Here is a 19978-nt window from a genome sequence, read left to right as displayed (position 1 = left end):
GGCAACCCCCGCCAGATGGAATCAGCAATCGCCGGAGCACGGGGCTCCAGCACTCAGCAGGCTAGCCCCGCCGGAAATGCGACGATAGGTGACTTTAGGAATTCACCGTGATGACTTTAGGTATTCGCTGATAGCCGAAGGTCACTGCCGAGCGGCGGAGACGAGCGCGTGCGGGGCCAGGTTCACCCGCTCCGCTCCGGTGTCCGTCACGATCACGATGTCCTCGATCCGGGCGCCCCACCGACCGGGGAAGTAGATGCCCGGCTCGATGCTGAACGCCATCCCCGGCCGCAGCACGAGGTCGTTGCCGGGAGCGATGTAGGGCTCCTCGTGCACCGAGACACCGATCCCGTGGCCCGTGCGGTGCAGGAACGCCTCGCCCAGTCCGGCCTCGGCGAGCACCGTGCGCGCGGCGGCATCGACCTCGGCGGCCGTCGCCCCGGGACGCACGGCATCGACCGCGGCCTGCTGCGCCCGCACGAGCACGGCGATGTGTTCGGCCTCCTCCGCGCCGGGGTCGCCGACGACGTAGGTGCGTGTGCTGTCGGAGTTGTAGCCGCTGGGCACCGCACCGCCGATGTCGACCACGACGATGTCGCCCTCCTCGATCACCCGGTCGGAGACCTCATGATGCGGGTCGGCCCCGTTCGGACCGGATCCGACGATCACGAACTCGACCGTGCGGTGGCCCTCCTCGACGATCGCGGCGGCGATGTCGTCCGCCACCTCGCGTTCCGTCCGTCCGGCGCGCAGCCACTCGGGCACGCGGCGGTGCACGGCATCGATCGCGGCACCCGCACGCCGGAGCTCCGCGATCTCCGCGTCGTCCTTGATCATGCGTCCTTCGCGCAGCACCGGGGTCGCGAGCTCCACCCGCACCCCCAGGCGTTCCGCGATCGGCACCACGTGGAGCGCGGGCAGCGCGTCGGAGACCCCGGCCCGCTGGACCTCCCCCGCCGCCGCGAGCACCAGGGCATACGGATCCTCCCCGTCCACCCAGTCGGCGATGGTCAGACCGAGTTCGCCGGCCGCGGTGCTGCGGATCTTCGCCAGCTCCATGCGCGGCACCACGATGGTCGCGCGCGCGTCGGGGGTGAGCACCAGCGCCGTGAGCCGTTCGATCGTGTCCCCCTCGACCCCGAGCAGGTACTGGAGGTCGGGCCCCGGTCCGACGACCACGGCGTCGAGTCCGGCGTCCGCGGCGAGCGCGGCTGCACGGGTGAGTCGGGAGGCGTAGACGGAGGCGGGGAACGGGGGAGTGCTCACGGTTCCACGGTAGTGCCGGGGTGCCGTCGCTGTCTCGGGTTCGGAGCGCTTCAGCTGATGGCCTGGCGCAGCCGGTCCGCGAGGAACTCCCGGTCCTTCGGCGTCAGGTCGATCACAGCGTACGCCGTGGGCCACACGGTGCCGTCGTCGAGGTTCGAGATCGGCTCGAACCCGAACGTCCCGTAGCGCACCTTGAACTTGCTCGCGGGCTGGAAGAAGCACAGCACCTTCCCGTCTCGACCCCACGCGGGCATGCCGTAGTACGTGCGCGGCACCAAGTCGGGGGCGACCTCGGAGACCAGGTCGTGCAGCTTCCGCGCCAGCGTCCTGTCGTGCTCGTCGAGCTTGTCGATGGCCTCCGTGATGTCGGCTTCGCCGGCCGCCCTCAGCTCCTCGGGCGACTTCTTGGCACGCGACCGTCGGGTGCGGGCCTCCTTCGCGGCGGCCTGCATGGCCTCGCGCTCCTCGGCGGTGAAGTTCTTCTCGTTGTCGGCGGCCATGGTTTCCGTCCTCTCGGTGTGGCTGATCTCCACAGAATAGGAACGATCCGAGCGCCGTCGCTTCTCGATTCGTGATCGATGCGCGCCGGCCGACACGTGGTCGGAGCGTGGCGTGCCCTGCGGATAGGGTGTGAGCCATGGACCTGCGCGTCGCCGCATACGGGGTCGTCACCGATGAGGGTGGCCGGCTCCTCCTGGCGCGCTGGATCGAGGGGCGTCGCACGGCGTGGACCATGCCGGGCGGCGGGCTCGAGCCGGGCGAGGCCCCGGAGGACGCGGTCCGCCGGGAGTTGCGCGAGGAGACCGGGTACACCGTGCGGGTCGGCGCGCTGCTCGGTATCCATTCGCGGGTGATCCCGGCAGGGCGGCGGGTGCAGAAGGCGGCGGAACCGCTCCACACGCTGCGCATCGTCTACCGCGCCGAGGTCACCGGCGGACGGCTGCGCTTCGAGACCGAGGGCTCGACCGACAGGGCCGAGTGGTTTCCGCTCGCGGCCGTCGCGGGGCTGCAGCGGGTCAAGCTGGTCGACATCGCCATCCGGATGGCGGGACTCGCCTGAGCGCTGGCGGTCAGCGCTCCTCGGGAATGGAGATGTCGGCGACGGTGGCGCCGTAGGCGGCGATCAGGTCGTCGGCGTCCACGAACAGGCTGTAACCGTGCGCACCCGCTCCCATGGCGATCCGCTGCCCGACGATGGACTCGTCGGCGTACACGGGCCAATCGGTCGTGCTGCCGATCGGGACGATCGTGCCCCGCTCGTACCCTGTGGCCGCGAGGGCGAGCTCGGGTTCGGGCAGTCGCAGCTTGTTGACGCCGACCACGGCACGCAGCTTGGGCCACGAGATCGACCGACCGCCGGGGACCAGGGCGAACAGATAGGTGTCGTCGGAGCGCTTCACCACGAGGGTCTTCACGATGCCGGACGGCGGTATGCCCAGGATCTCCGCGGCCTCATGCAGGCTGCGCGCCTGCGGCCGCTCGCGGATCTCGATGTCGAGTCCGCGGGCGGCCGCAGCATCCCGCACCCGCGCGTGCGGGTCGGGGGTGGTCACGCGTCGGGAGCCGACAGCGGGTCGTCGGCGACCCAGAGCTCGTCGTCGGCGCGGAGGGCCTGCCAGGCGGCGTAGAGCACTCCGACGGCCGCAGCCGCACCCAGCACGATCGCGATGACCGAGCCGAGGCCGGGGCCCTTCTTCGGAGCGACGGCCTTGCGGGCCTTGTATTCGATGCCCTGACGCTTCGCGTTGGCGACGTCCCACGCGGTGAGCGCGGTGCCGACGACGCCGCCGACGATCGGCACGACCTTGTCGTCGACGACGTGCCTGCCGACCTTCACGCCGCGGTCGACCACGGGGGCGACACGACGGTTGTAGGTGTCCTGGACGGCGGGGACGAGCTGTTCCCGATTGAAGTTGCCGAGCTGACGGCCGGCCTCTCGGGCGACGTCGGCGGCGTGGCCGACGAGCACCTGCTGGTCCTCCCACAGCTGGTTGGCGTCCTTCTGAAGACGACGAAGCTGCTTCTTCCGCTTGCGGCTGAGGCTCACGATGCTCTCCTGTCCATTGGAGTACGGGTTCCCCATCTTGCCACGACACCCTGGATGGGGGGAGGGAATCGCCCGCCCCTTGCATCATCCGCCGAGGGGATGTACAGACCCGGGCCACTCATCGGAAGCTCTGCGAGAATGAGGGCATGGTTCATGCTTCCCACGTCGCAACTCTGCACACCAACCACGGTGACATCGTCATCAACCTCTTCGGCGACCACGCTCCCAAGACGGTCAAGAACTTCGTCGGCCTGGCCGACGGCACCCAGGAGTGGACGCACCCCGCCACCGGCAAGCCGGGCGAGGGTCCTCTCTACAAGGACGTCATCTTCCACCGCATCATCCCCAACTTCATGATCCAGGGCGGCGACCCGCTCGGTCAGGGTGTGGGCGGCCCCGGCTACAACTTCGATGACGAGATCAACGGGGAGCTCGACTTCAACGAGCCCTACATCCTCGCGATGGCCAACGCCGGCCTGCGCCGCAACGCCATCACCGGCAAGGTCGAGGGCACGAACGGCTCGCAGTTCTTCATCACGACCGACCCGACCCCGTGGCTGCAGGGCAAGCACACCATCTTCGGCGCCGTCGCCGACGACGCCTCGAAGAAGGTCGTCGACGCCATCGCCGCCGTGCCCACCGCGGCCGGCGACCGCCCGGTCGAGCCGGTCGTGCTGCAGTCGATCGACATCGTCGCCGCCTGACGGAAGCCACGGCCGATCCGGATGTCGACGCCCGAGTTCACGAGCAATCGCGACAACTTCTGCTACCGGCATCCGGATCGGCAGAGCTTCGTGCTCTGCCAGCGGTGTCTGCGCACCATCTGCCCCGAGTGCCAGACCCAGGCCGCCGTCGGCGTGATCTGCCCGCAGTGCATGGCGGCCGAACGCAAGAACCGCACTCCCGCCCAGAAGAAGGCCGCCCGACGCTGGGGGAACCGCGGCGGTGCTCTGGCGATGACCCGCGGCGGCAAGCCCGTCGTCACCTACGTGCTGCTGGCGATCACGTCGTTCATCGGCCTCGTGCAGCTCATCCCCGGGCTCAACCAGCCGATCACACAGGCGCTGGGCTTCTACGCGCCGTTCCTCTACCCCAACCTGTTCGCGGTGCCGTTCGAACCGTGGCGACTGCTGACGGTGCTGTTCGTGCACGGCGGCTTCGTGCACCTCGCGCTCAACATGCTGGCGCTGTGGATGCTCGGCCAGAGCCTCGAACCCATGCTGGGGCGGGCGCGCTACCTGGCGCTGTATCTGATCAGCGGACTCGGTGGATCGGTCATGGTCGCGATCCTCGCGCCGGGCTCATGGACGGTCGGAGCCTCCGGCGCCATCTTCGGTCTCCTCGCGTCGCTGCTGATCATCGGCCGCCACATCGGGGCGAACGTGACCGGGATCCTCGTCATCCTCGCGATCAACTTCGCCTTCGGGTTCTTCGCCGGGGGGATCTCCTGGCAGGCGCATCTGGGCGGGGCGATCGTGGGCGCGATCGTGGCCTTCATCTATACGCGCACGAAACGCCGTGAGCAGCGCGTGTGGCAGATCGTCTTCCTCTCGGCCCTGGTGGTTCTCCTGCTCGTGATCGTGGCGTTCGTTCCGCCGCTGCTCCTTTTGGCCTGATCCCGAGTTGTTAACAGAGTTGTTAACGCCTGTGAATAACATCGGTGTAATTCTCCCCATGCTGTGGAGAGAACTGTGGATAACTTCGCCGACGCCGTGAGCGACGGCGCCGAGGGGCCGGCACTCTCCGAGTACCGGCCCCTCCGTGCTCCCGCGTCTCAGCGCCCGGGTCGGATCGTCACGTTCCCCGCTGCGAGAGAGACGTCGATCGTGTGTCGCGCGTTCGACCCCTGATCGACGGTGGCATCGAGCGAGCCGGCGCTCACGTCCTGGGTGAGGCTGTACTCCACGTCGGGCAGCGTGAGGTCGACCGATCCCGCGCTCGCATCGACCGATGTGCGCGCGGGCGCCGAGCCCGTGAGCTCCACCGTGAGATCGCCCGCCGAGATGCCCAGGTCGGCCTCGGCCACCGAGTCCAGCACGATGTCGGCGCGCCCGGCGTTCATCTGCACGTCGAGCGTCTCCGCCGCGCCCTCGACGTCGAGCGACCCCGCGTTCACGTCGAGCTCGAGGTCACCGAAGTCACCCGTCACATCCAGGCTGCCCGCGTTGAGCGTGAGGTTCGCATCCAGACCGGCGTCGCGCAGGCTCTCGGGCAACGTCAGCACCGCGACCTCCTCGTCGCCGAACCAGTTGCCGAACCACCAGCCGAACACACCCCGCGGGCTCTTCACGACGAGTTCGTCGCCCTCCCGCTCGAACGTCCAGGCCTGCCCGCGGCCGTTCGTGACCGCCAGTTCGGCGTCGTCCACGTCACCGAACTCCACCCGCACGCTGCTCGCGTCGGCATCGAGGTCGACGCCGTCGATGCCGTCCACGCCGACGGTCTGGACCGAGTCGGGTCGGCTCGATGACATCACGGAGCCCGCGGCTGCGGCCGCCGCCGTGCCTCCGGCGCCGAGCAGGGCGAGGCCGCCCACCACGGCGGTGATCACGAGGATCGCCGTGGCGCCCGAGGAACGTCGGGGCTCGGTACCGGAGCCGCCCGGCACCATCGGTGCGGGCTCGGCCGGGGCGTGAGGTGCCGTCGCAGGGGGAGGGGTGAGCGGCGTGTGGCCGCCCTGGGGGCCCTGATCTTCGGTGGTCATCGTGCCATTCCTGTCTGTCCGGTCGGCGGCGTGGGGCCGCCCGTGTTCTCGATGTGTGCCAGGGCCGCCAGCACGCGACGGTTTCCCGACTCGTCCTGCTCGAACCCCAGCTTCTGGAAGATGGAGGTGATGTGCTTCTCGACACTCGCCTCGGAGACGAACAGCAGTCCGGCGATCGCTTGGTTCGACTTGCCCTCCGCGATCAGTGCCAGCACGGTGCGCTCACGTTCCGTGAGGCGCAGCATCCGGTCGTCGCGGTTGCGTCGCGTGAGCAGCTGCGCCACGACCTCCGGGTCGAGCACGGTCGCTCCGTCGGCGATCCGCTGCACGGACTCGATGAACTCCGCGACGTCGGCGACCCGGTCCTTCAGCAGGTAACCCAGGGGCCCTCCCTGCGCCGCGATCAGGTCAGACGCGTAGCGCTCCTCCACGTACTGCGACAGCACGAGGATCGGAAGGGACGGATGCGTCGCCCGCAGCGCCAGCGCCGCACGGATCCCCTCGTCGGTGAACGTCGGAGGAAGCCGCACGTCCAGGATGCAGAGCTCCGGGTCGGCGGATGCCACGGCCTCCGCCACACCGTCGGTGTCGGTGAGCGCGGCCACCACCTGATGACCCGCGTCTTCCAGCAGACGCACGAGCCCCTCCCGCAGCAGGACCGAGTCCTCGCAGATCAGGATGCGCATGGCACGTTCACCTCCAGGCTGGTCGGACCACCGAGCGGGCTGTCCAGGCGGAACGTTCCGCCGGCGGCGAGGATCCGGTTCGCGATGCCGTCGAGGCCGCCGCCGGGGAGCACCTGCGCGCCGCCCATGCCGTTGTCCTCCACGCGGGCCCACAGCACGTTGCCCTCGCGCAGTCGCACCGTGACCCGGGCCTCGCTCGCGCGAGAGTGCTTGGCGGCGTTGGTGAGGGATTCCGCGATCGAGAAGTACACCGCGGCCTCGGCCTCACGACTGCACCGCCCGTCCATCCGCACGTCGAGGTGCACGGGGATGTGCGAACGGCCGGCGAGTGCGGACAGCGCCGCGTCCAGCCCGCGGTCGTCGAGGACCGAGGCGTGGATGCCCCGCGCGAGCTGCCGCAGCTCGGTGATCGCCGCCTTCGTCGAGGTGTGCGCCTCCGAGATGAGGTCCTTGGCCGCGTCGGGATCGGTGTCGATCTTCTGCTGGGCCAGGCCCAGGGTCATGCCGACCGAGACGAGACGCGGCTGCACGCCGTCGTGGAGATCCCGCTCGATGCGGGTGCGCTCCACGTCGGCCGCACGCACGGCTCCCTCCCGCTGCGCCGTCGAGGCACGCACCCGCTCCGTGAGCTCGGTCTCCCGACTGCGGGCGACGATCGCCAGGGACAGGGTGCGGTGCAGGAATGCGAGTCCGATGATGCCGGCCGCCGATGCGGCGACGCCCAAGATCCCGATGAGCGGAGCCCAGGCGACGGGGATCCCGGCACCGCCGAAGGGTCCCATGATGCTGTCGGCAGAGGTCAGGGGGGCGAAGGAGATGATGATCGACCACACGAGGCTCCAGGCCAGGCGGAGCACGACCCAGCCCAGCACTGCCGAGATGGCGAAGTTCGCGACGGCACGCCACATGCGTCCGTCGATGGCCTGTCGCCCGAGGGCGCGGAGCCAGCCGGCGAAGCCGGGACGATCGCGCGGCTGCAGTCGCAGGGGCGCGAGCGGGGTGCGGTAGAGACCGGCGACGCGCGCGACCTCGAACCAGCCGAGGCCGTAGAGCGCGTAGACGAGACCGACGAGCAGGACGATGCCGATGCCGGCGACGAACACGAGGCCGATCCCCGTCCCGAGCAGTGCGCCGAGGGTGGCGAAGATCCCGCCGCCGAGGACGCCGATGCCCGCCAGATGCAGGACCGTGAGGAAGAGGCGCAGCGGTGGCTTCGCCGGAGCGGCGGCCGGAGGCGCAGGCCGAGTGGTCATGTTTCCACGGTACGGGGGACGGTGCCACGCGGGCACCGAGGCAGCCGGACACTCCGGTTCGGGTTTTCCCTACCCGGGACCGCCCTCGCCACTGTCCTCGTCTGCTTCACTGGTGGCATGACAGCCCACGAGGGAGAACCGCACGGCACCGGCGTGGGTCAGCGCCTCAACTGGCTGCGCGCCGGTGTCCTCGGAGCGAATGACGGGATCGTGTCGGTGGCATCGCTGGTCGTGGGCGTCGCCGGTGCCACCACGGATAACGCCGCGCTCCTCACCGCGGGCGTCGCCGGTCTGGTGGGTGGGGCGATCTCCATGGCTCTGGGCGAGTACGTCTCCGTGAGCAGCCAACGCGACAGCGAGCGCGCGCTCATCGCCAAGGAGAAGGAAGAGCTGCGCACGATGCCGGAGGAGGAGCTCGCCGAGCTCACCTCCCTGTACCGCGACCGAGGGCTTACGGAGGACACCGCGCGCCGTGTGGCCGAGGAGCTCACCGCGCACGACGCTCTGTCGGCACACCTCGAGGTGGAGCTCGGCATCGATCAGGACGACCTGGTCAACCCGTGGCACGCGGCGCTGTCCTCCGCGATCGCGTTCACGCTCGGCGCGCTGCTCCCCTTGCTGGCGATCCTGCTGCCCCCGCCCGACTGGCGAGTCCCGGTGACCTTCGTCGCGGTGTTGATCGCCCTGGCCGCGACGGGCACGATCTCGGCGAGGATCGGAGGATCCGCGCCGGGCCGAGCGGCACTGCGGCTCGTGATCGGCGGAGCGCTCGCGCTGCTCGCGACGTGGCTGATCGGCACGCTCCTCGGAACGACCGGCGTGGTCTGAGCCGCCGCGCCGTGCACACGACGAAGGGCGGGTGCCGCAGCACCCGCCCTTCGTCGTGACTCGCGTCAGTTCGACATGAAGCCGACGAGCAGGCCGCCCGTCACCTTCACGGCGAGGTTGTAGATGCCGGCGATCACGGCGCCGAGCACCGTGAAGACGATCAGGTTCAGGATCGCCACGACCGCGGCGAAGGCCATCACCTGCGGCAGGCCGACGACCTCGGACAGCACGAACGCGTTGTCCGTGATGCCCTGGAGGAACTCATCTGCGGTCGACATGATGCCCGTCGCCTGGAGCACCAGGAAGATGAGGAAGAAGGAGACCATCGTGACGACGGCGAGAGCCACGGCTCCCAGGAAGGAGAGCTTCACCGCTGACCAGAAGTCGACGTACACCAGGCGGAGGCGAACCTGCTTGCCACTGGTCTTGCGGGTCGACTTCTTCGCCAGCTTGTCGGCCACTGTGCTCATGCGTCTGTATCCTCGGGTGTCTCTGTCGTCTGGGGGGCCTCGGTGTCGACATCCGCTTCGGCCTCGTCTTCTGCGAGACCGCGCTCACCGTTACGGGCGATGGCGAGGATGCGGTCGGCCTCCGTCGTGCGGGCGAACACCACTCCCATGGTGTCTCGACCCTTCGCGGGGACCTCGGCCACGGCAGAGCGTACCACCTTGCCGCTGGACAGAACCACCAAGACCTCGTCGTCCTCCGCGACGATCAGACCACCCGCGAGAGTGCCCCGATCGTCGTTCAGTTTCGCGACCTTGATGCCCGTTCCGCCACGGCCCTGGACCCGGTATTCCTCGACCGCCGTGCGCTTCGCGTACCCGCCGTCGGTGACCACGAAGACGAACTTCCCGGCGGCCGCGACCGAGGCGGACAGCAGGCAGTCGCCGTCGATCTTGAACTTCATGCCGCGCACACCGGCGGTCGCGCGGCCCATGGGGCGCAGCGCCTCGTCGGTCGCCTCGAACCGCACCGACATGCCACGGCGGCTGATGAGGAGGATGTCGTCCTCGGCGTTGACGAGCAGCGCGCTGACGAGCTCGTCCTCCTCGTTGAGTCGGATCGCGATCACGCCGCCCTGACGGTTCGTGTCGTACGCGTCGAGTCGGGTCTTCTTCACCAGACCGTCGCGGGTCGCGAGGACGAGGTAGTCGGCGACCTCATAGTCGCGGATGTCGAGCACCTGGGCGATGCTCTCGTCGGGCTGCAGGGCGAGCAGGTTGGCGACGTGGGTGCCCTTCGCGTCGCGACCGGCCTCCGGCACCTCATACGTCTTGGCGCGGTAGACGCGGCCCTTGTCCGTGAAGAACAGCAGCCAGTGGTGCGTGGTGGTGACGAAGAAGTGCTCCACGATGTCGTCGGCGCGGAGCTGGGCGCCCTTGACGCCCTTGCCACCGCGGTGCTGCGAGCGGTAGTTGTCGCTGCGCGTGCGCTTGATGTAGCCCTCGCGCGTGACGGTGACGACCATCTCCTCTTCGGCGATGAGGTCTTCCATCGAGACGTCGCCGTCAAACCCGTGCAGGATGTGCGTGCGCCGCTCGTCGCCGAAGCGGTCGACGATCGCGGTGAGCTCCTCGCGGATGATCGTGCGCTGCCGGCCCTCGTCGGCGAGGATCGCCTTGTACTCGGTGATCTGCGCCTCGAGCTCGGTGGCCTGGTCGATGATCTTCTGGCGCTCGAGGGCCGCGAGGCGACGCAGCTGCATCTGCAGGATCGCATCGGCCTGGATCTCGTCGATGTCGAGGAGCTTCTGCAGGCCCTCGTTCGCGTCGGCCGTGGTCTGCGATCGGCGGATGAGCGCGATCACCTCGTCGAGGGCATCGAGCGCCTTCAGGTAGCCGCGCAGGATGTGCATGCGCTTCTCGGCCTCGTTGAGGCGGAACTGGGTGCGCCGCACGATCACGTCGATCTGGTGCGCGATCCAGTTGGTGACGAAGCCGTCGATCGCGAGCGTGCGCGGAACACCGTCGACGATCGCGAGCATGTTCGCGCCGAAGTTCTCCTGCAGCTGCGTGTGCTTGTACAGGTTGTTGAGCACGACCTTCGCGACCGCGTCACGCTTGAGCACCACGACGAGGCGCTGACCGGTGCGGTCGGACGACTCATCGCGGATGTCCGCGATGCCGGTGATCTTCCCGTCGCGCGCGAGGTCGCCGATCTTCACCGCGACGTTGTCGGGGTTCACCTGATACGGCAGCTCGGTGATCACGAGGCACGTGCGGCCCTGGATCTCCTCGACGTTCACGACCGCGCGCATCGTGATCGAGCCGCGACCCGTGCGATAGGCCTCGTGGATGCCCTTCGTGCCGAGGATCTGCGCGCCGGTGGGGAAGTCCGGCCCGGGGATCCGCTGGATCAGACCGTCGAGCAGCTCCTCGCGGGAGATGTCCGGGTTGTCGAGGGCCCACAGCGCCGCGTCCGACACCTCGCGCAGGTTGTGCGGCGGGATGTTCGTGGCCATGCCGACCGCGATGCCGACCGAACCGTTGACGAGCAGGTTCGGGAACCGGGCCGGCAGGACCGTCGGCTCCTGCGTCTGTCCGTCGTAGTTGTCGGTGAAGTCGACGGTCTCCTCTTCGATGTCGCGCACCATCTCGAGCGCGAGCGGAGCCATCTTCGTCTCGGTGTATCGGGGCGCCGCCGCGCCCATGTTGCCGGGGGAGCCGAAGTTCCCCTGGCCGAGCGCGAGCGGGTACCGCAGCGACCACGGCTGCACCAGGCGCACGAGAGCGTCGTAGATCGCGGAGTCACCGTGCGGGTGGTACTGCCCCATGACCTCGCCGACCACGCGGGCACACTTCGAGAACGACTTGTCCGGGCGGAATCCGCCGTCGTACATGCCGTAGATCACGCGGCGGTGCACGGGCTTGAGGCCGTCACGCACGTCGGGGAGCGCGCGCCCGACGATCACGGCCATCGCGTAGTCGAGGTAGCTGCGCTGCATCTCCGACTGCAGGTCGACCTGGTCGATCTTGCCGTGGTCGTGGCCCTCGTTGATGTCGGGACGTTCTTCGTCAGTCATGTGTTCTCTTCAATTTCCGGTCGTTGAGCGAGCGAGGAGGCGAGCTCGCGCTCAGATGTCGAGGAAGCGGACGTCCTTGGCGTTGCGCTGGATGAAGCTGCGTCGCGACTCGACGTCCTCACCCATCAGCACGCTGAAGATCTCGTCGGCGGCCGCGGCGTCTTCGATGGTCACCTGACGCAGGGTGCGCGTGGTGTGGTCCATCGTGGTCTCCCACAGCTCCTTGGCGTTCATCTCGCCGAGACCCTTGTACCGCTGGATGCCGGCGTCCTTCGGGATGCGCTTGCCGTTGTCGAGCCCGTACTTCAGGAGAGCGTCGCGCTCGGCGTCGCTGAACACGTACTCGTGCGGGGCGTTCGACCACTTGAGGCGGTAGAGCGGCGGCATCGCGAGGTACACGAAGCCGGCCTCGATGAGCCCGCGCATGTAGCGGAACAGCAGCGTGAGCAGCAGCGTGGTGATGTGCTGACCGTCGACGTCGGCGTCGGCCATGAGCACGATCTTGTGGTACCGCGCCTTCTCGATGTCGAACTCCTCGCCGATGCCCGTGCCGAAGGCCTGGATCATCGCCTGGACTTCCTTGTTGCCGAGCGCCTTGTCGAGGCGCGCACGCTCGACGTTGAGGATCTTGCCGCGCAGCGCGAGGATCGCCTGCGTGTGCGGATCGCGGCCCTGCACGGCCGAGCCGCCGGCCGAGTCACCCTCCACGAGGAAGATCTCGCTGATCGACGGGTCCTTGCTCGTGCAGTCCTTGAGCTTGTCGGGCATGGCCGCAGACTCGAACACGCTCTTGCGGCGCGCGGTCTCGCGGGCCTTGCGGGCGGCGAGTCGGGCGGTCGCGGCGTCGATGGCCTTGCGGATCACGTTCTTCGCCTGGTTCGGGTTGCGCTCGAACCAGTCGCCGAGCTGGTCGCCGACGACCTTCTGCACGAAGGCCTTCGCCTCCGTGTTGCCGAGCTTGGTCTTGGTCTGGCCCTCGAACTGCGGCTCCCCGAGCTTGATGGAGATCACGGCCGTGAGGCCCTCGCGCACGTCGTCGCCGGAGAGGTTGTCGTCCTTCTCCTTGAGCAGGTTGTTGGCGCGGGCGTAGCGGTTGACCAGCGTGGTCAGTGCCGCGCGGAACCCCTCCTCGTGCGTGCCGCCCTCGTGGGTGTTGATCGTGTTCGCGTAGGTGAAGACGTTCTCGGTGTACGACGTGGTCCACTGCATCGCGACCTCGAGTGAGATCTTGCGCGCGGTGTCCTCCGATTCGAAGGCGATGATCTCGTCGTTCACGACCTCGGCCTTGCGCACCTTGTTGAGGTACTCGACGTAGTCGACGAGGCCGCGCTCGTAGAAGAACACATCGGACGGCTGCTTCGTGACGGCCTGCCCGTCCTCCTCCGTCTCGTACGCGGAGTCCGGACGCTCGTCGGCGAGCTCGATCCGCAGTCCCTTGTTGAGGAAGGCCATCTGCTGGAAGCGCGTACGGAGCGTGTCGTAGTCGAACTCGACCGTCTCCTGGAAGATTTCCGCGTCCGGCCAGAAGGTGATGCTGGTGCCGGTCTCGTCGGTCGCGGCACCCTTCTCCAGCTTCTGCTGGGGGACACCGCCGTTCGCGAAGCTGTGGTTCCAGACGAAGCCCTTCTGCTTCACCTCGACGTCGAAGCGCGTGGAGAGCGCGTTCACCACCGACGAGCCGACGCCGTGCAGACCGCCGGAGACCGCGTACGCGCCGCCGCCGAACTTGCCACCGGCGTGGAGGATCGTGAGCACGACCTCGACCGTCGACTTCGACGGGTCGGACGAGTGCGGGTCCACGGGGATGCCGCGGCCGTTGTCGACGACGCGGACGCCCCCGTCGGCCAGCAGGGTCACCAGGATCGTGTCCGCGTAGCCGGCGAGGGCCTCGTCGACCGAGTTGTCGACGATCTCGTAGACCAGGTGGTGCAGACCCCGCGGTCCCGTCGATCCGATGTACATGCCGGGGCGCTTGCGGACGGCCTCGAGGCCTTCGAGGATCTGGATCGAGTCGGCGCCGTACTCTCCCGGCTGCTGCTTCGGGCGGTTGGCGGACGACTCGGTGGTTCCCTCGGGTGCGGGGGTTCCCCCGGTGTTCGATTCCGTCTCGTCAGCAGGGGATTCAGGCGTCATCAGAGGGCATTCTCCAGATCGATAGCTCGAACTCCCATTCTAGCCGGGTTTCGAGTCGATATGCCGCTCAACGGCCGCGTGTGGCCCTCTGAGCGTGTCAGACCCCTTGCATGGTGCCCTACCCGTAGGTATCGCGCGGGCCCCGTCCTGGAACGACTCTGGGACCCCATTTCCAGGAGGGGACGTCCGGTCCGATGAAGCGGAGGTTCTCGACGCCCGCTTCCGGATACCGTCTCCCGATCTCCGTCAGGATCGTCGCGCGCATGAACTGCAGGTTCTTCGCCCACGCGGTCGAGTCGCACTTCACCGTCAGCAGTCCACGCTCCAGCGACACCGGCTCGGAGTGCTTCGCGGTGTCGGCGCCAGCCAGGTCGGCCCATTGCCGGACGAGGTCCTCCCTGGCGAGCGTGGTCTCCCACCCCGCGTCGCGGCTGAGCCGGTCGAGCACATCGCCGAGCGTTCCGGGGTCGCGGCCCGGTGTGAAGGGGGCGTTGTCGTCGTCGACCGTGATCCGACGCTTGCGCTTCCAGTTCTTCGCACTCGGCGTCAGACCGCGCAGACGCAGGTAGGTGGCGACAGTCTCGGGAGCTTCGATCACGGCGTCGGCGGCCACGTCACTCATCCGGTGCCTCCCGCTCGTCGGTGATGGTGCCCGCCGTGATCCGCACCACGTGTGCGTGCAGCACCTCGGGGATATCCTCCTCCACGGCCGCGGTGACGACCACCTGTTCGTAGCCCGCGGTGAGGGACGCGAGGCGCTGGCGTCGATCCGCGTCGAGCTCGGCGAACACGTCGTCGAGGATCAGCACCGGATCACCCGCGGGTGACTCGCTGCGCAGCAGTTCGGCCGAGGCGAGCCTCAGCGCGAGGGCCACCGACCAGGACTCCCCGTGCGAGGCGTACCCCTTGACCGGGAGGTCCCGCACGCGCAGCACAAGGTCGTCGCGGTGCGGACCCGACAGCGTGAGCCCGCGGTCGAGCTCCTGGGTTCGCTTCGCTGTCAGGGACGCGCGGAACAGCTCGGCCGTGCGAGCGACGTCGATGCGCTGCTCGGCCGCGGCCGACGACACCTCCTGCTCCTCGGCGTCGGCATCGTCCTCCGGATCGGCACCGGCCACGGACAGCGCCCACTCCAACCGGGGCCGGTGGTCGGCGCCGGCGATCGCAGCGTAGGCCTCGGCCACGGGCTGCTGCAGATCCGCGGCGAGACGCTGGCGCGCGGTGATGATCTCGGCGCCGAGCGCGACCAGCTTGTCATCCCACACGTCGAGCGTGCTCAAGCCCTCGCCGCGGACGCCCCGCGCCCTGGCCGACTTCAACAGGGCGTTGCGCTGCTTGAGCACGCGGTCGTAGTCGCCGAGCACCGCAGCCATCCGGGGGGTGCGCTGGATCAGCAGCTGATCGACGAACCGTCGTCTGGCTGACGGATCACCACGGACGATCTGCAGGTCTTCCGGCGCGAAGAGGACGACGTGGGCGTAGCGTGGCAGCTCGTTCGCCTTCGATGGCGAGCCGTTGATGCGGGCTTTGTTGGATCCCTGCCGGTTCACCTGCACCTCGACCAGCACACGCCGTTCGCCATGGGAGAGCCGCGCGCGGATGACCGCGAAGTCCTGTCCGTCTCGCACCAGCGGCGCATCCGACGACACCCGGTGCGAGCCGAGCGTGGCCAGGAAGACGACGGCCTCCGCGAGGTTCGTCTTGCCCTGTCCGTTCCGTCCGACGAGGACGTTGGGGCCGCGATGAAGAGCCAGATCAGCGGTCGCGTAATTGCGGAAATCGACCAGGTTCAGGTGCTCCACAATCACGGAGCCAGCCTACCTTTCGGGTCGGACATCCTCCCCGCCGCCGGGGCGACGCGACGCGCTCAGCGCAGGAGCAGGTTCGGCTGCAGCAGGTACTTGAACGAGTCCAGGCCCGCCTGATCCACCGACGTCTGGCTGGTGATCAGGACCGGGCTCAGCTTGTTGGCGTTGTCGCTCGACGTGAAGGTGACCCGCACGAACTCGCTCTTCACCGCGCCGAGCGCCTCGATCAGGTACTGCGGGTTGAGGCCGAGCGTGACCTCGTCACCGCCGGACAGGATGGCGTCGACCGATTCGGACGCGCGTGCGTGCTCGCTGCCGGACGCATCCATCGTGACGCCGTCGGCCGAGAAGGTGAAGCGCAGCGGGGCGGCGCGGTCGAGCACCAGGGACACGCGGCGGACGGCCTCGATCAGGTCGGCGGTGTTCACGACCGCGTAGTGATCCGTCTGCTCGGGGAACAGACGACGCACCGGCGGGAAGTTGCCCTTGATGAGCAGCGAGGTGACGGTCTTGTTGCCCGCGGTGAACGCGATGATCTCACGGTCGCCCGCGCCGGAGAACGCGATCTGGATCGTGCCGGCGTGCCCGAACGTCTTCCCGACCTCGAGCAGGGTGCGGGCCGGGACCAGCGCGGTGGCCTCGACGGCTTCTCCGTCCCAGGGCACATCGCGCAGCGAGACCCGGTAGCGGTCGGTGGCCACGAGGCTGAGCGTCTGCCCGGTCACCTCGAGCTGCACGCCGGTGAGGACCGGCGTGACGTCGTCACGCGAGGCCGCGAAGCCGACCTGGGCGATCGCGGTGCCGAAGTCATCGGCGGGGACGACACCGGAGGAGCCGGAGACCTCGGGGATCGAGGGGTATTCCTCGACCGGCATGGCCGCGAGCGTGAATCGCGCAGAGCCGCAGGTGACCGCGATGCCCCCGTCGTCCTCGACGGCGATCTCGATCGGTGCGTTCGGCAGACGGCTCGCGATGTCGGACAGGAGTCGGCCGTGCACCAGGATCGTCCCCGGGGTCTCGACCGTGGCCTCGATGGTCGTCCTGGCGGATGCCTCGTAGTCGAAGGCCGAAAGGGTGAGCCCTGAACCGTCTGCCTCGATCAGCACACCGGCCAGGATCGGCTGCGGGTTGCGCTGGGGGAGGAGCTTGACGACGAAGGACACAGCCTCGCTGAAGACATCGCGGTTGACCTGAAACCTCACGGGTGCTCCCTTGTCGTCGTCATGACGGGTCGTCGTCGGGTCCTGCCAGTGCAGGGCTTCCCATGCTAGCCCTACAGTCCCGCGGATCCCTACGCCGGAGCACCGGCGACGCACCTGTCGGGTTGTCCCCACCGTCTGGTGATCGGATCGCCCCTTGAATGACTTAACTCCTTAACGGTGTTAACCGCTGTGGATACTGTGGATAAGTCGGTGGAAAGCAGACGCGAGTAGGGAACTACACGACTGTCACTTGTGGAGACGCTGAGGAATCCGCGGGTTATCGAGGATGTGGAGACTCGAGGGCTCGTGACGGTTATCCACAGGTTTCCCCACTCGGCCCACATCCTGAGCGCCGCGATCCCGAATCATCCACAAGTTATCCACATGTGCATAGACGCATTTATCGGAGACGTCCGGCCGTTGTCAAGAACGACGAAGGGCGCCGTCCTCGACGGACGACGCCCTTCCTCCGGTTCCGTCAGCGACGGCCGAGCTGCGTGGTGATCTCCGTGACCTGGTTGTAGATCGAGCGGCGCTCCTTCATGAGCTCACTGATCTTCTTGTACGCATACATGACCGTGGTGTGATCCCGGTTTCCGAACAGCTGCCCGATCTTCGGCAGAGAGAGGCTCGTGCGCTCACGGCACAGATACATGGCGATTTGCCGGGCGGTCGCGATCTGCTGCGACCGGCTGGAGCCATAGAGGTCGTCGACCGTGAGCTTGAAGTACTGGGCGGTCGCCGTGATGATGTCGGTCGGCGAGATGATGTTGTCTTCCGCCGTGTCGATGATGTCGCGAAGCACGGTCTGCGCCAGCGAGATGTCGAGCGCGGAACGGTTGAGGCTGGCGAACGCCGAGACACGGATCAGCGCACCCTCGAGCTCACGGATGTTGGACGACACCACGGTGGCGATGTACTCCAGCACCTCGTCGGGGATGTGGAGCGCCTCGCTCTGCGCCTTCTTGCGCAGGATCGCGATACGGGTCTCGAGGTCGGGCGCCTGGACGTCGGTGATCAGTCCCCACTCGAAGCGGCTGCGCATGCGATCTTCGAAACCGGTCAGGTGCTTCGGTGCCACGTCGCTCGTGATCACGACCTGCTTGTTGTGGTCGTGCAGCGTGTTGAACGTGTGGAAGAACGCCTCCTGCGTCTCGGCACGGCCCTGGAGGAACTGGATGTCGTCGATCAGGAGGATGTCGACATCGCGGTACCGGGCCTGGAAGGCGGCACCCCGGTTGTTCGCGATCGAGTTGATGAAATCGTTCGTGAACTCCTCGCTGGACACGTAGCGCACCTTCACGCCGGCGTAGAGCGACTGGGCGTAGTCGCCGATCGCGTGAAGGAGGTGGGTCTTGCCGAGTCCGGAGTCGCCGTAGATGAACAGAGGGTTGTATGCCTTGGCCGGTGCTTCGGCGACGGCGACCGCGGCGGCGTGGGCGAAGCGGTTGGACTGGCCGATGACGAAGTTGTCGAAGGTGTACTTCGGGTTCAGCCGTGACTCGTGGCGCAGCTGCGTCGGCTGCTCCATCGGCGACTCGCGCGGCTGCTCCTGGCGACCGAAGTCGGCGACGGCGATCGGCGCGGTCGGCTGATCGGCCAGTTCGTGGTTCACCACGACCCGGTACGACGTGACCTCGTCGCCGATGTGGGCGAGTGCTTCCATGATCGGCAGCCGGAGACGCTTGTTGATCTGCGCGGCGGTCAGATCGTTCGGCACCTCGAGATACAGCGTCGCGGCCATCACTCCCGCCGGGACGGCGAGGCTCAGGAACCCCTGCAGCTGAGGAGTGACGCGATCGTCGGCTTCCAGCAGCTCCTGCACCGTGGTCCAGATCGGGACGTCGGGCTGGGCTGGTGAGGACATGGTGCTCCGGACGACGGTTCGGGTCGCGGTCGACGTGCCGTGCCCCTGTGGATAACTTCGGATGCCACGGTAGTCACACCGGCCACGAACGGCAACCTGCCCTTGAAAACACGGGGGCGTGTTGTGCGCATCGGGCGCGTCCGGGTTGTGGATAATGGCTGTGCGGTTCGCGAGAGGACTCGAGCGTCGCAGGGCGCTAATTTGCCCTGTGCGCCGCCAAGACGTACCCTTAGTCGGTTGACTTATGCCTTTTTGGGCAGTTCCCCATGTCTCCGGTCGAAGTGAATCCGGTGGCAGCATTCCCGGAGTGATCTCATGAGCAAGCGCACCTTCCAGCCCAACAACCGTCGTCGCGCCAAGAAGCACGGTTTCCGTGCTCGCATGCGTACCCGCGCCGGCCGTGCCATCCTGTCGGCACGCCGCGCGAAGGGCCGCACCGAGCTCTCTGCGTAAGCAGCCGTGCTCGCCCGCCCGTTCCGTCTGACCCGCGGGAGCGACTACCGGATGGTCGTTCGACGCGGATCGCGTTGTGGCGGGGCGCGCGTCATCACCTCGATCCTGTCGACGGGTGAGCGGCGTGAGCCGCGGTTCGGTTTCATCATCAGCAAGCAGGTGGGCACCGCTGTGGTGCGCAATACCGTGCGTCGGCGTCTGAAAGCCGTCTGCGCGGAGGCGCTCCCGCGTGTTCCTCAGGGCACGGATGTCGTCATCCGTGCCCTTCCTGCATCCTCCGTGGCGTCGTTCGCCGAGCTGCGCACCGACGTCGAGAGGTGCCTGCAGCGTCTGGCTCCGAGCGAGGTCTCCTCATGACCGCGCTTCCCGCCTCGTCGGTCGGGACCGGGGAGATGCGCGGACGCGACATCGTGCGCAGCATCCCGCTGCTCCCGCGGAACGCGGTCATCGCCTTCCTGTCCGGGTACCGCAAGGTCATCTCCCCGCTCTATGGCGATGTCTGTGCGTACTACCCCTCCTGTTCCGCCTACGCTGTAGGTGCGGTGCAGCAGCACGGTGCCGTGCGCGGAGCCCTGCTCTCCGCGTGGCGCATCCTCCGCTGCAATCCCTGGACCAGCGGAGGCGTCGACGACGTCACGCCGCACCAACACTTCCGCTACGACCTGACCTCCCATGGTTTCGTCGTTCCCTCCCGAAAGGACTGACC

General features: G+C 68.0%; 21 protein-coding genes. 7 read left to right on the top strand and 14 right to left on the bottom strand.

What is annotated here, in order from left to right:
• Positions 1-141: 141 nt before the first annotated feature.
• Complete coding sequence (locus tag KZC56_RS05380; protein ID WP_247638041.1) at positions 142-1266, bottom strand: M24 family metallopeptidase; 1125 nt, start codon at positions 1264-1266, stop codon at positions 142-144.
• A 50-nt stretch (positions 1267-1316) separates the two neighbouring features.
• Entirely contained in the window at positions 1317-1766 is a 450-nt protein-coding gene (locus KZC56_RS05375) for an iron chaperone (protein WP_136033714.1), read from the bottom strand.
• A 137-nt stretch (positions 1767-1903) separates the two neighbouring features.
• On the opposite strand from KZC56_RS05375, the gene KZC56_RS05370 reads away from it, so the two are divergent.
• Entirely contained in the window at positions 1904-2326 is a 423-nt protein-coding gene (locus KZC56_RS05370) for an NUDIX hydrolase (protein ID WP_136033717.1), read from the top strand.
• A gap of 10 nt (positions 2327-2336) precedes the next feature.
• Here the strand turns inward: KZC56_RS05370 and KZC56_RS05365 are convergent, their stop codons facing one another.
• Both KZC56_RS05365 and KZC56_RS05360 read right to left on the bottom strand, forming a co-directional pair.
• Complete coding sequence (locus KZC56_RS05365) at positions 2337-2819, bottom strand: aminoacyl-tRNA deacylase (protein ID WP_206252146.1); 483 nt, start codon at positions 2817-2819, stop codon at positions 2337-2339.
• Positions 2816-3313 carry a DNA helicase gene (locus KZC56_RS05360; protein WP_136033719.1) on the bottom strand — a complete coding sequence of 166 codons (498 nt, stop codon included), beginning with the start codon at positions 3311-3313 and terminating at the stop codon, positions 2816-2818. Before KZC56_RS05360 ends, KZC56_RS05365 begins: the two co-directional genes overlap by 4 nt.
• 146 nt (positions 3314-3459) lie before the next feature.
• On the opposite strand from KZC56_RS05360, the gene KZC56_RS05355 reads away from it, so the two are divergent.
• Together KZC56_RS05355 and KZC56_RS05350 are read left to right on the top strand one after the other, a co-directional pair.
• On the top strand, positions 3460-4017 hold the full coding sequence (locus tag KZC56_RS05355; protein WP_136033721.1) for a peptidylprolyl isomerase: 558 nt from the start codon (positions 3460-3462) through the stop codon (positions 4015-4017).
• 21 nt (positions 4018-4038) lie between these two features.
• A complete protein-coding gene (locus KZC56_RS05350; RefSeq protein WP_247638040.1) occupies positions 4039-4929 on the top strand; it encodes a rhomboid family intramembrane serine protease in 891 nt (296 codons plus the stop codon).
• A gap of 158 nt (positions 4930-5087) precedes the next feature.
• On the opposite strand, the gene KZC56_RS05345 is transcribed toward KZC56_RS05350, so the two are convergent.
• The 3 genes from KZC56_RS05345 to KZC56_RS05335 are packed head-to-tail and all read right to left on the bottom strand — an operon-like array spanning position 5088 to position 7956.
• Positions 5088-6017 (bottom strand): DUF4097 family beta strand repeat-containing protein, encoded by a 930-nt coding sequence (locus tag KZC56_RS05345; protein ID WP_247638039.1) that lies wholly within the window; start codon positions 6015-6017, stop codon positions 5088-5090.
• Entirely contained in the window at positions 6014-6703 is a 690-nt protein-coding gene (locus KZC56_RS05340) for a LuxR C-terminal-related transcriptional regulator (protein ID WP_136033727.1), read from the bottom strand. The genes KZC56_RS05345 and KZC56_RS05340 overlap by 4 nt, the downstream gene beginning before the upstream one ends.
• Positions 6691-7956, bottom strand: a complete 1266-nt coding sequence (locus KZC56_RS05335; RefSeq protein ID WP_247638038.1) for a sensor histidine kinase — start codon at positions 7954-7956, stop codon at positions 6691-6693. The genes KZC56_RS05340 and KZC56_RS05335 overlap by 13 nt, the downstream gene beginning before the upstream one ends.
• Before the next feature lie 117 nt (positions 7957-8073).
• Between KZC56_RS05335 and KZC56_RS05330 the strand changes: the two genes are divergently transcribed.
• The gene (locus KZC56_RS05330; RefSeq protein ID WP_206252150.1) at positions 8074-8784 is read left to right on the top strand and encodes a VIT1/CCC1 transporter family protein; all 711 of its coding nucleotides are present in this window, start codon (positions 8074-8076) and stop codon (positions 8782-8784) included.
• Positions 8785-8849: 65 nt separating this feature from the next.
• Here KZC56_RS05330 and KZC56_RS05325 read toward each other — a convergent pair whose 3' ends face one another.
• The 7 genes from KZC56_RS05325 to dnaA form a co-directional block, all read right to left on the bottom strand.
• Entirely contained in the window at positions 8850-9254 is a 405-nt protein-coding gene (locus KZC56_RS05325; protein WP_136033734.1) for a DUF3566 domain-containing protein, read from the bottom strand.
• Positions 9251-11809 (bottom strand): DNA gyrase subunit A, encoded by a 2559-nt coding sequence (gyrA, locus tag KZC56_RS05320; RefSeq protein ID WP_136033736.1) that lies wholly within the window; start codon positions 11807-11809, stop codon positions 9251-9253. The genes KZC56_RS05325 and gyrA overlap by 4 nt, the downstream gene beginning before the upstream one ends.
• 51 nt (positions 11810-11860) lie before the next feature.
• Entirely contained in the window at positions 11861-13942 is a 2082-nt protein-coding gene (gene gyrB / locus KZC56_RS05315; RefSeq protein ID WP_247638037.1) for a DNA topoisomerase (ATP-hydrolyzing) subunit B, read from the bottom strand.
• 118 nt (positions 13943-14060) lie between these two features.
• Positions 14061-14564 (bottom strand): DciA family protein, encoded by a 504-nt coding sequence (locus KZC56_RS05310; protein WP_136033739.1) that lies wholly within the window; start codon positions 14562-14564, stop codon positions 14061-14063.
• Positions 14557-15750, bottom strand: a complete 1194-nt coding sequence (recF, locus tag KZC56_RS05305; protein ID WP_136033741.1) for a DNA replication/repair protein RecF — start codon at positions 15748-15750, stop codon at positions 14557-14559. Before recF ends, KZC56_RS05310 begins: the two co-directional genes overlap by 8 nt.
• Positions 15751-15809: 59 nt before the next feature.
• The gene (dnaN, locus tag KZC56_RS05300) at positions 15810-16952 is read right to left on the bottom strand and encodes a DNA polymerase III subunit beta (protein WP_136033743.1); all 1143 of its coding nucleotides are present in this window, start codon (positions 16950-16952) and stop codon (positions 15810-15812) included.
• A 478-nt stretch (positions 16953-17430) separates the two neighbouring features.
• Entirely contained in the window at positions 17431-18819 is a 1389-nt protein-coding gene (gene dnaA / locus KZC56_RS05295) for a chromosomal replication initiator protein DnaA (RefSeq protein WP_136033745.1), read from the bottom strand.
• Positions 18820-19134: 315 nt separating this feature from the next.
• On the opposite strand from dnaA, the gene rpmH reads away from it, so the two are divergent.
• The 3 genes from rpmH to yidD are packed head-to-tail and all read left to right on the top strand — an operon-like array spanning position 19135 to position 19976.
• A complete protein-coding gene (gene rpmH, locus KZC56_RS05290) occupies positions 19135-19272 on the top strand; it encodes a 50S ribosomal protein L34 (RefSeq protein WP_022879826.1) in 138 nt (45 codons plus the stop codon).
• 51 nt (positions 19273-19323) lie between these two features.
• Complete coding sequence (rnpA, locus tag KZC56_RS05285) at positions 19324-19629, top strand: ribonuclease P protein component (protein ID WP_240744641.1); 306 nt, start codon at positions 19324-19326, stop codon at positions 19627-19629.
• Positions 19626-19976 carry a membrane protein insertion efficiency factor YidD gene (yidD, locus tag KZC56_RS05280; protein WP_136033749.1) on the top strand — a complete coding sequence of 117 codons (351 nt, stop codon included), beginning with the start codon at positions 19626-19628 and terminating at the stop codon, positions 19974-19976. The genes rnpA and yidD overlap by 4 nt, the downstream gene beginning before the upstream one ends.
• The last annotated feature ends 2 nt before the right edge of the window (positions 19977-19978 follow it).

The sequence above is a fragment of the Microbacterium sufflavum genome (assembly GCF_023091155.1).
In the GTDB taxonomy this organism is placed as follows: domain Bacteria; phylum Actinomycetota; class Actinomycetes; order Actinomycetales; family Microbacteriaceae; genus Microbacterium; species Microbacterium sufflavum.
The sequence above is the reverse complement of the archived record's forward strand: the minus strand, read 5'-3'. Positions and strand labels throughout refer to the sequence as shown.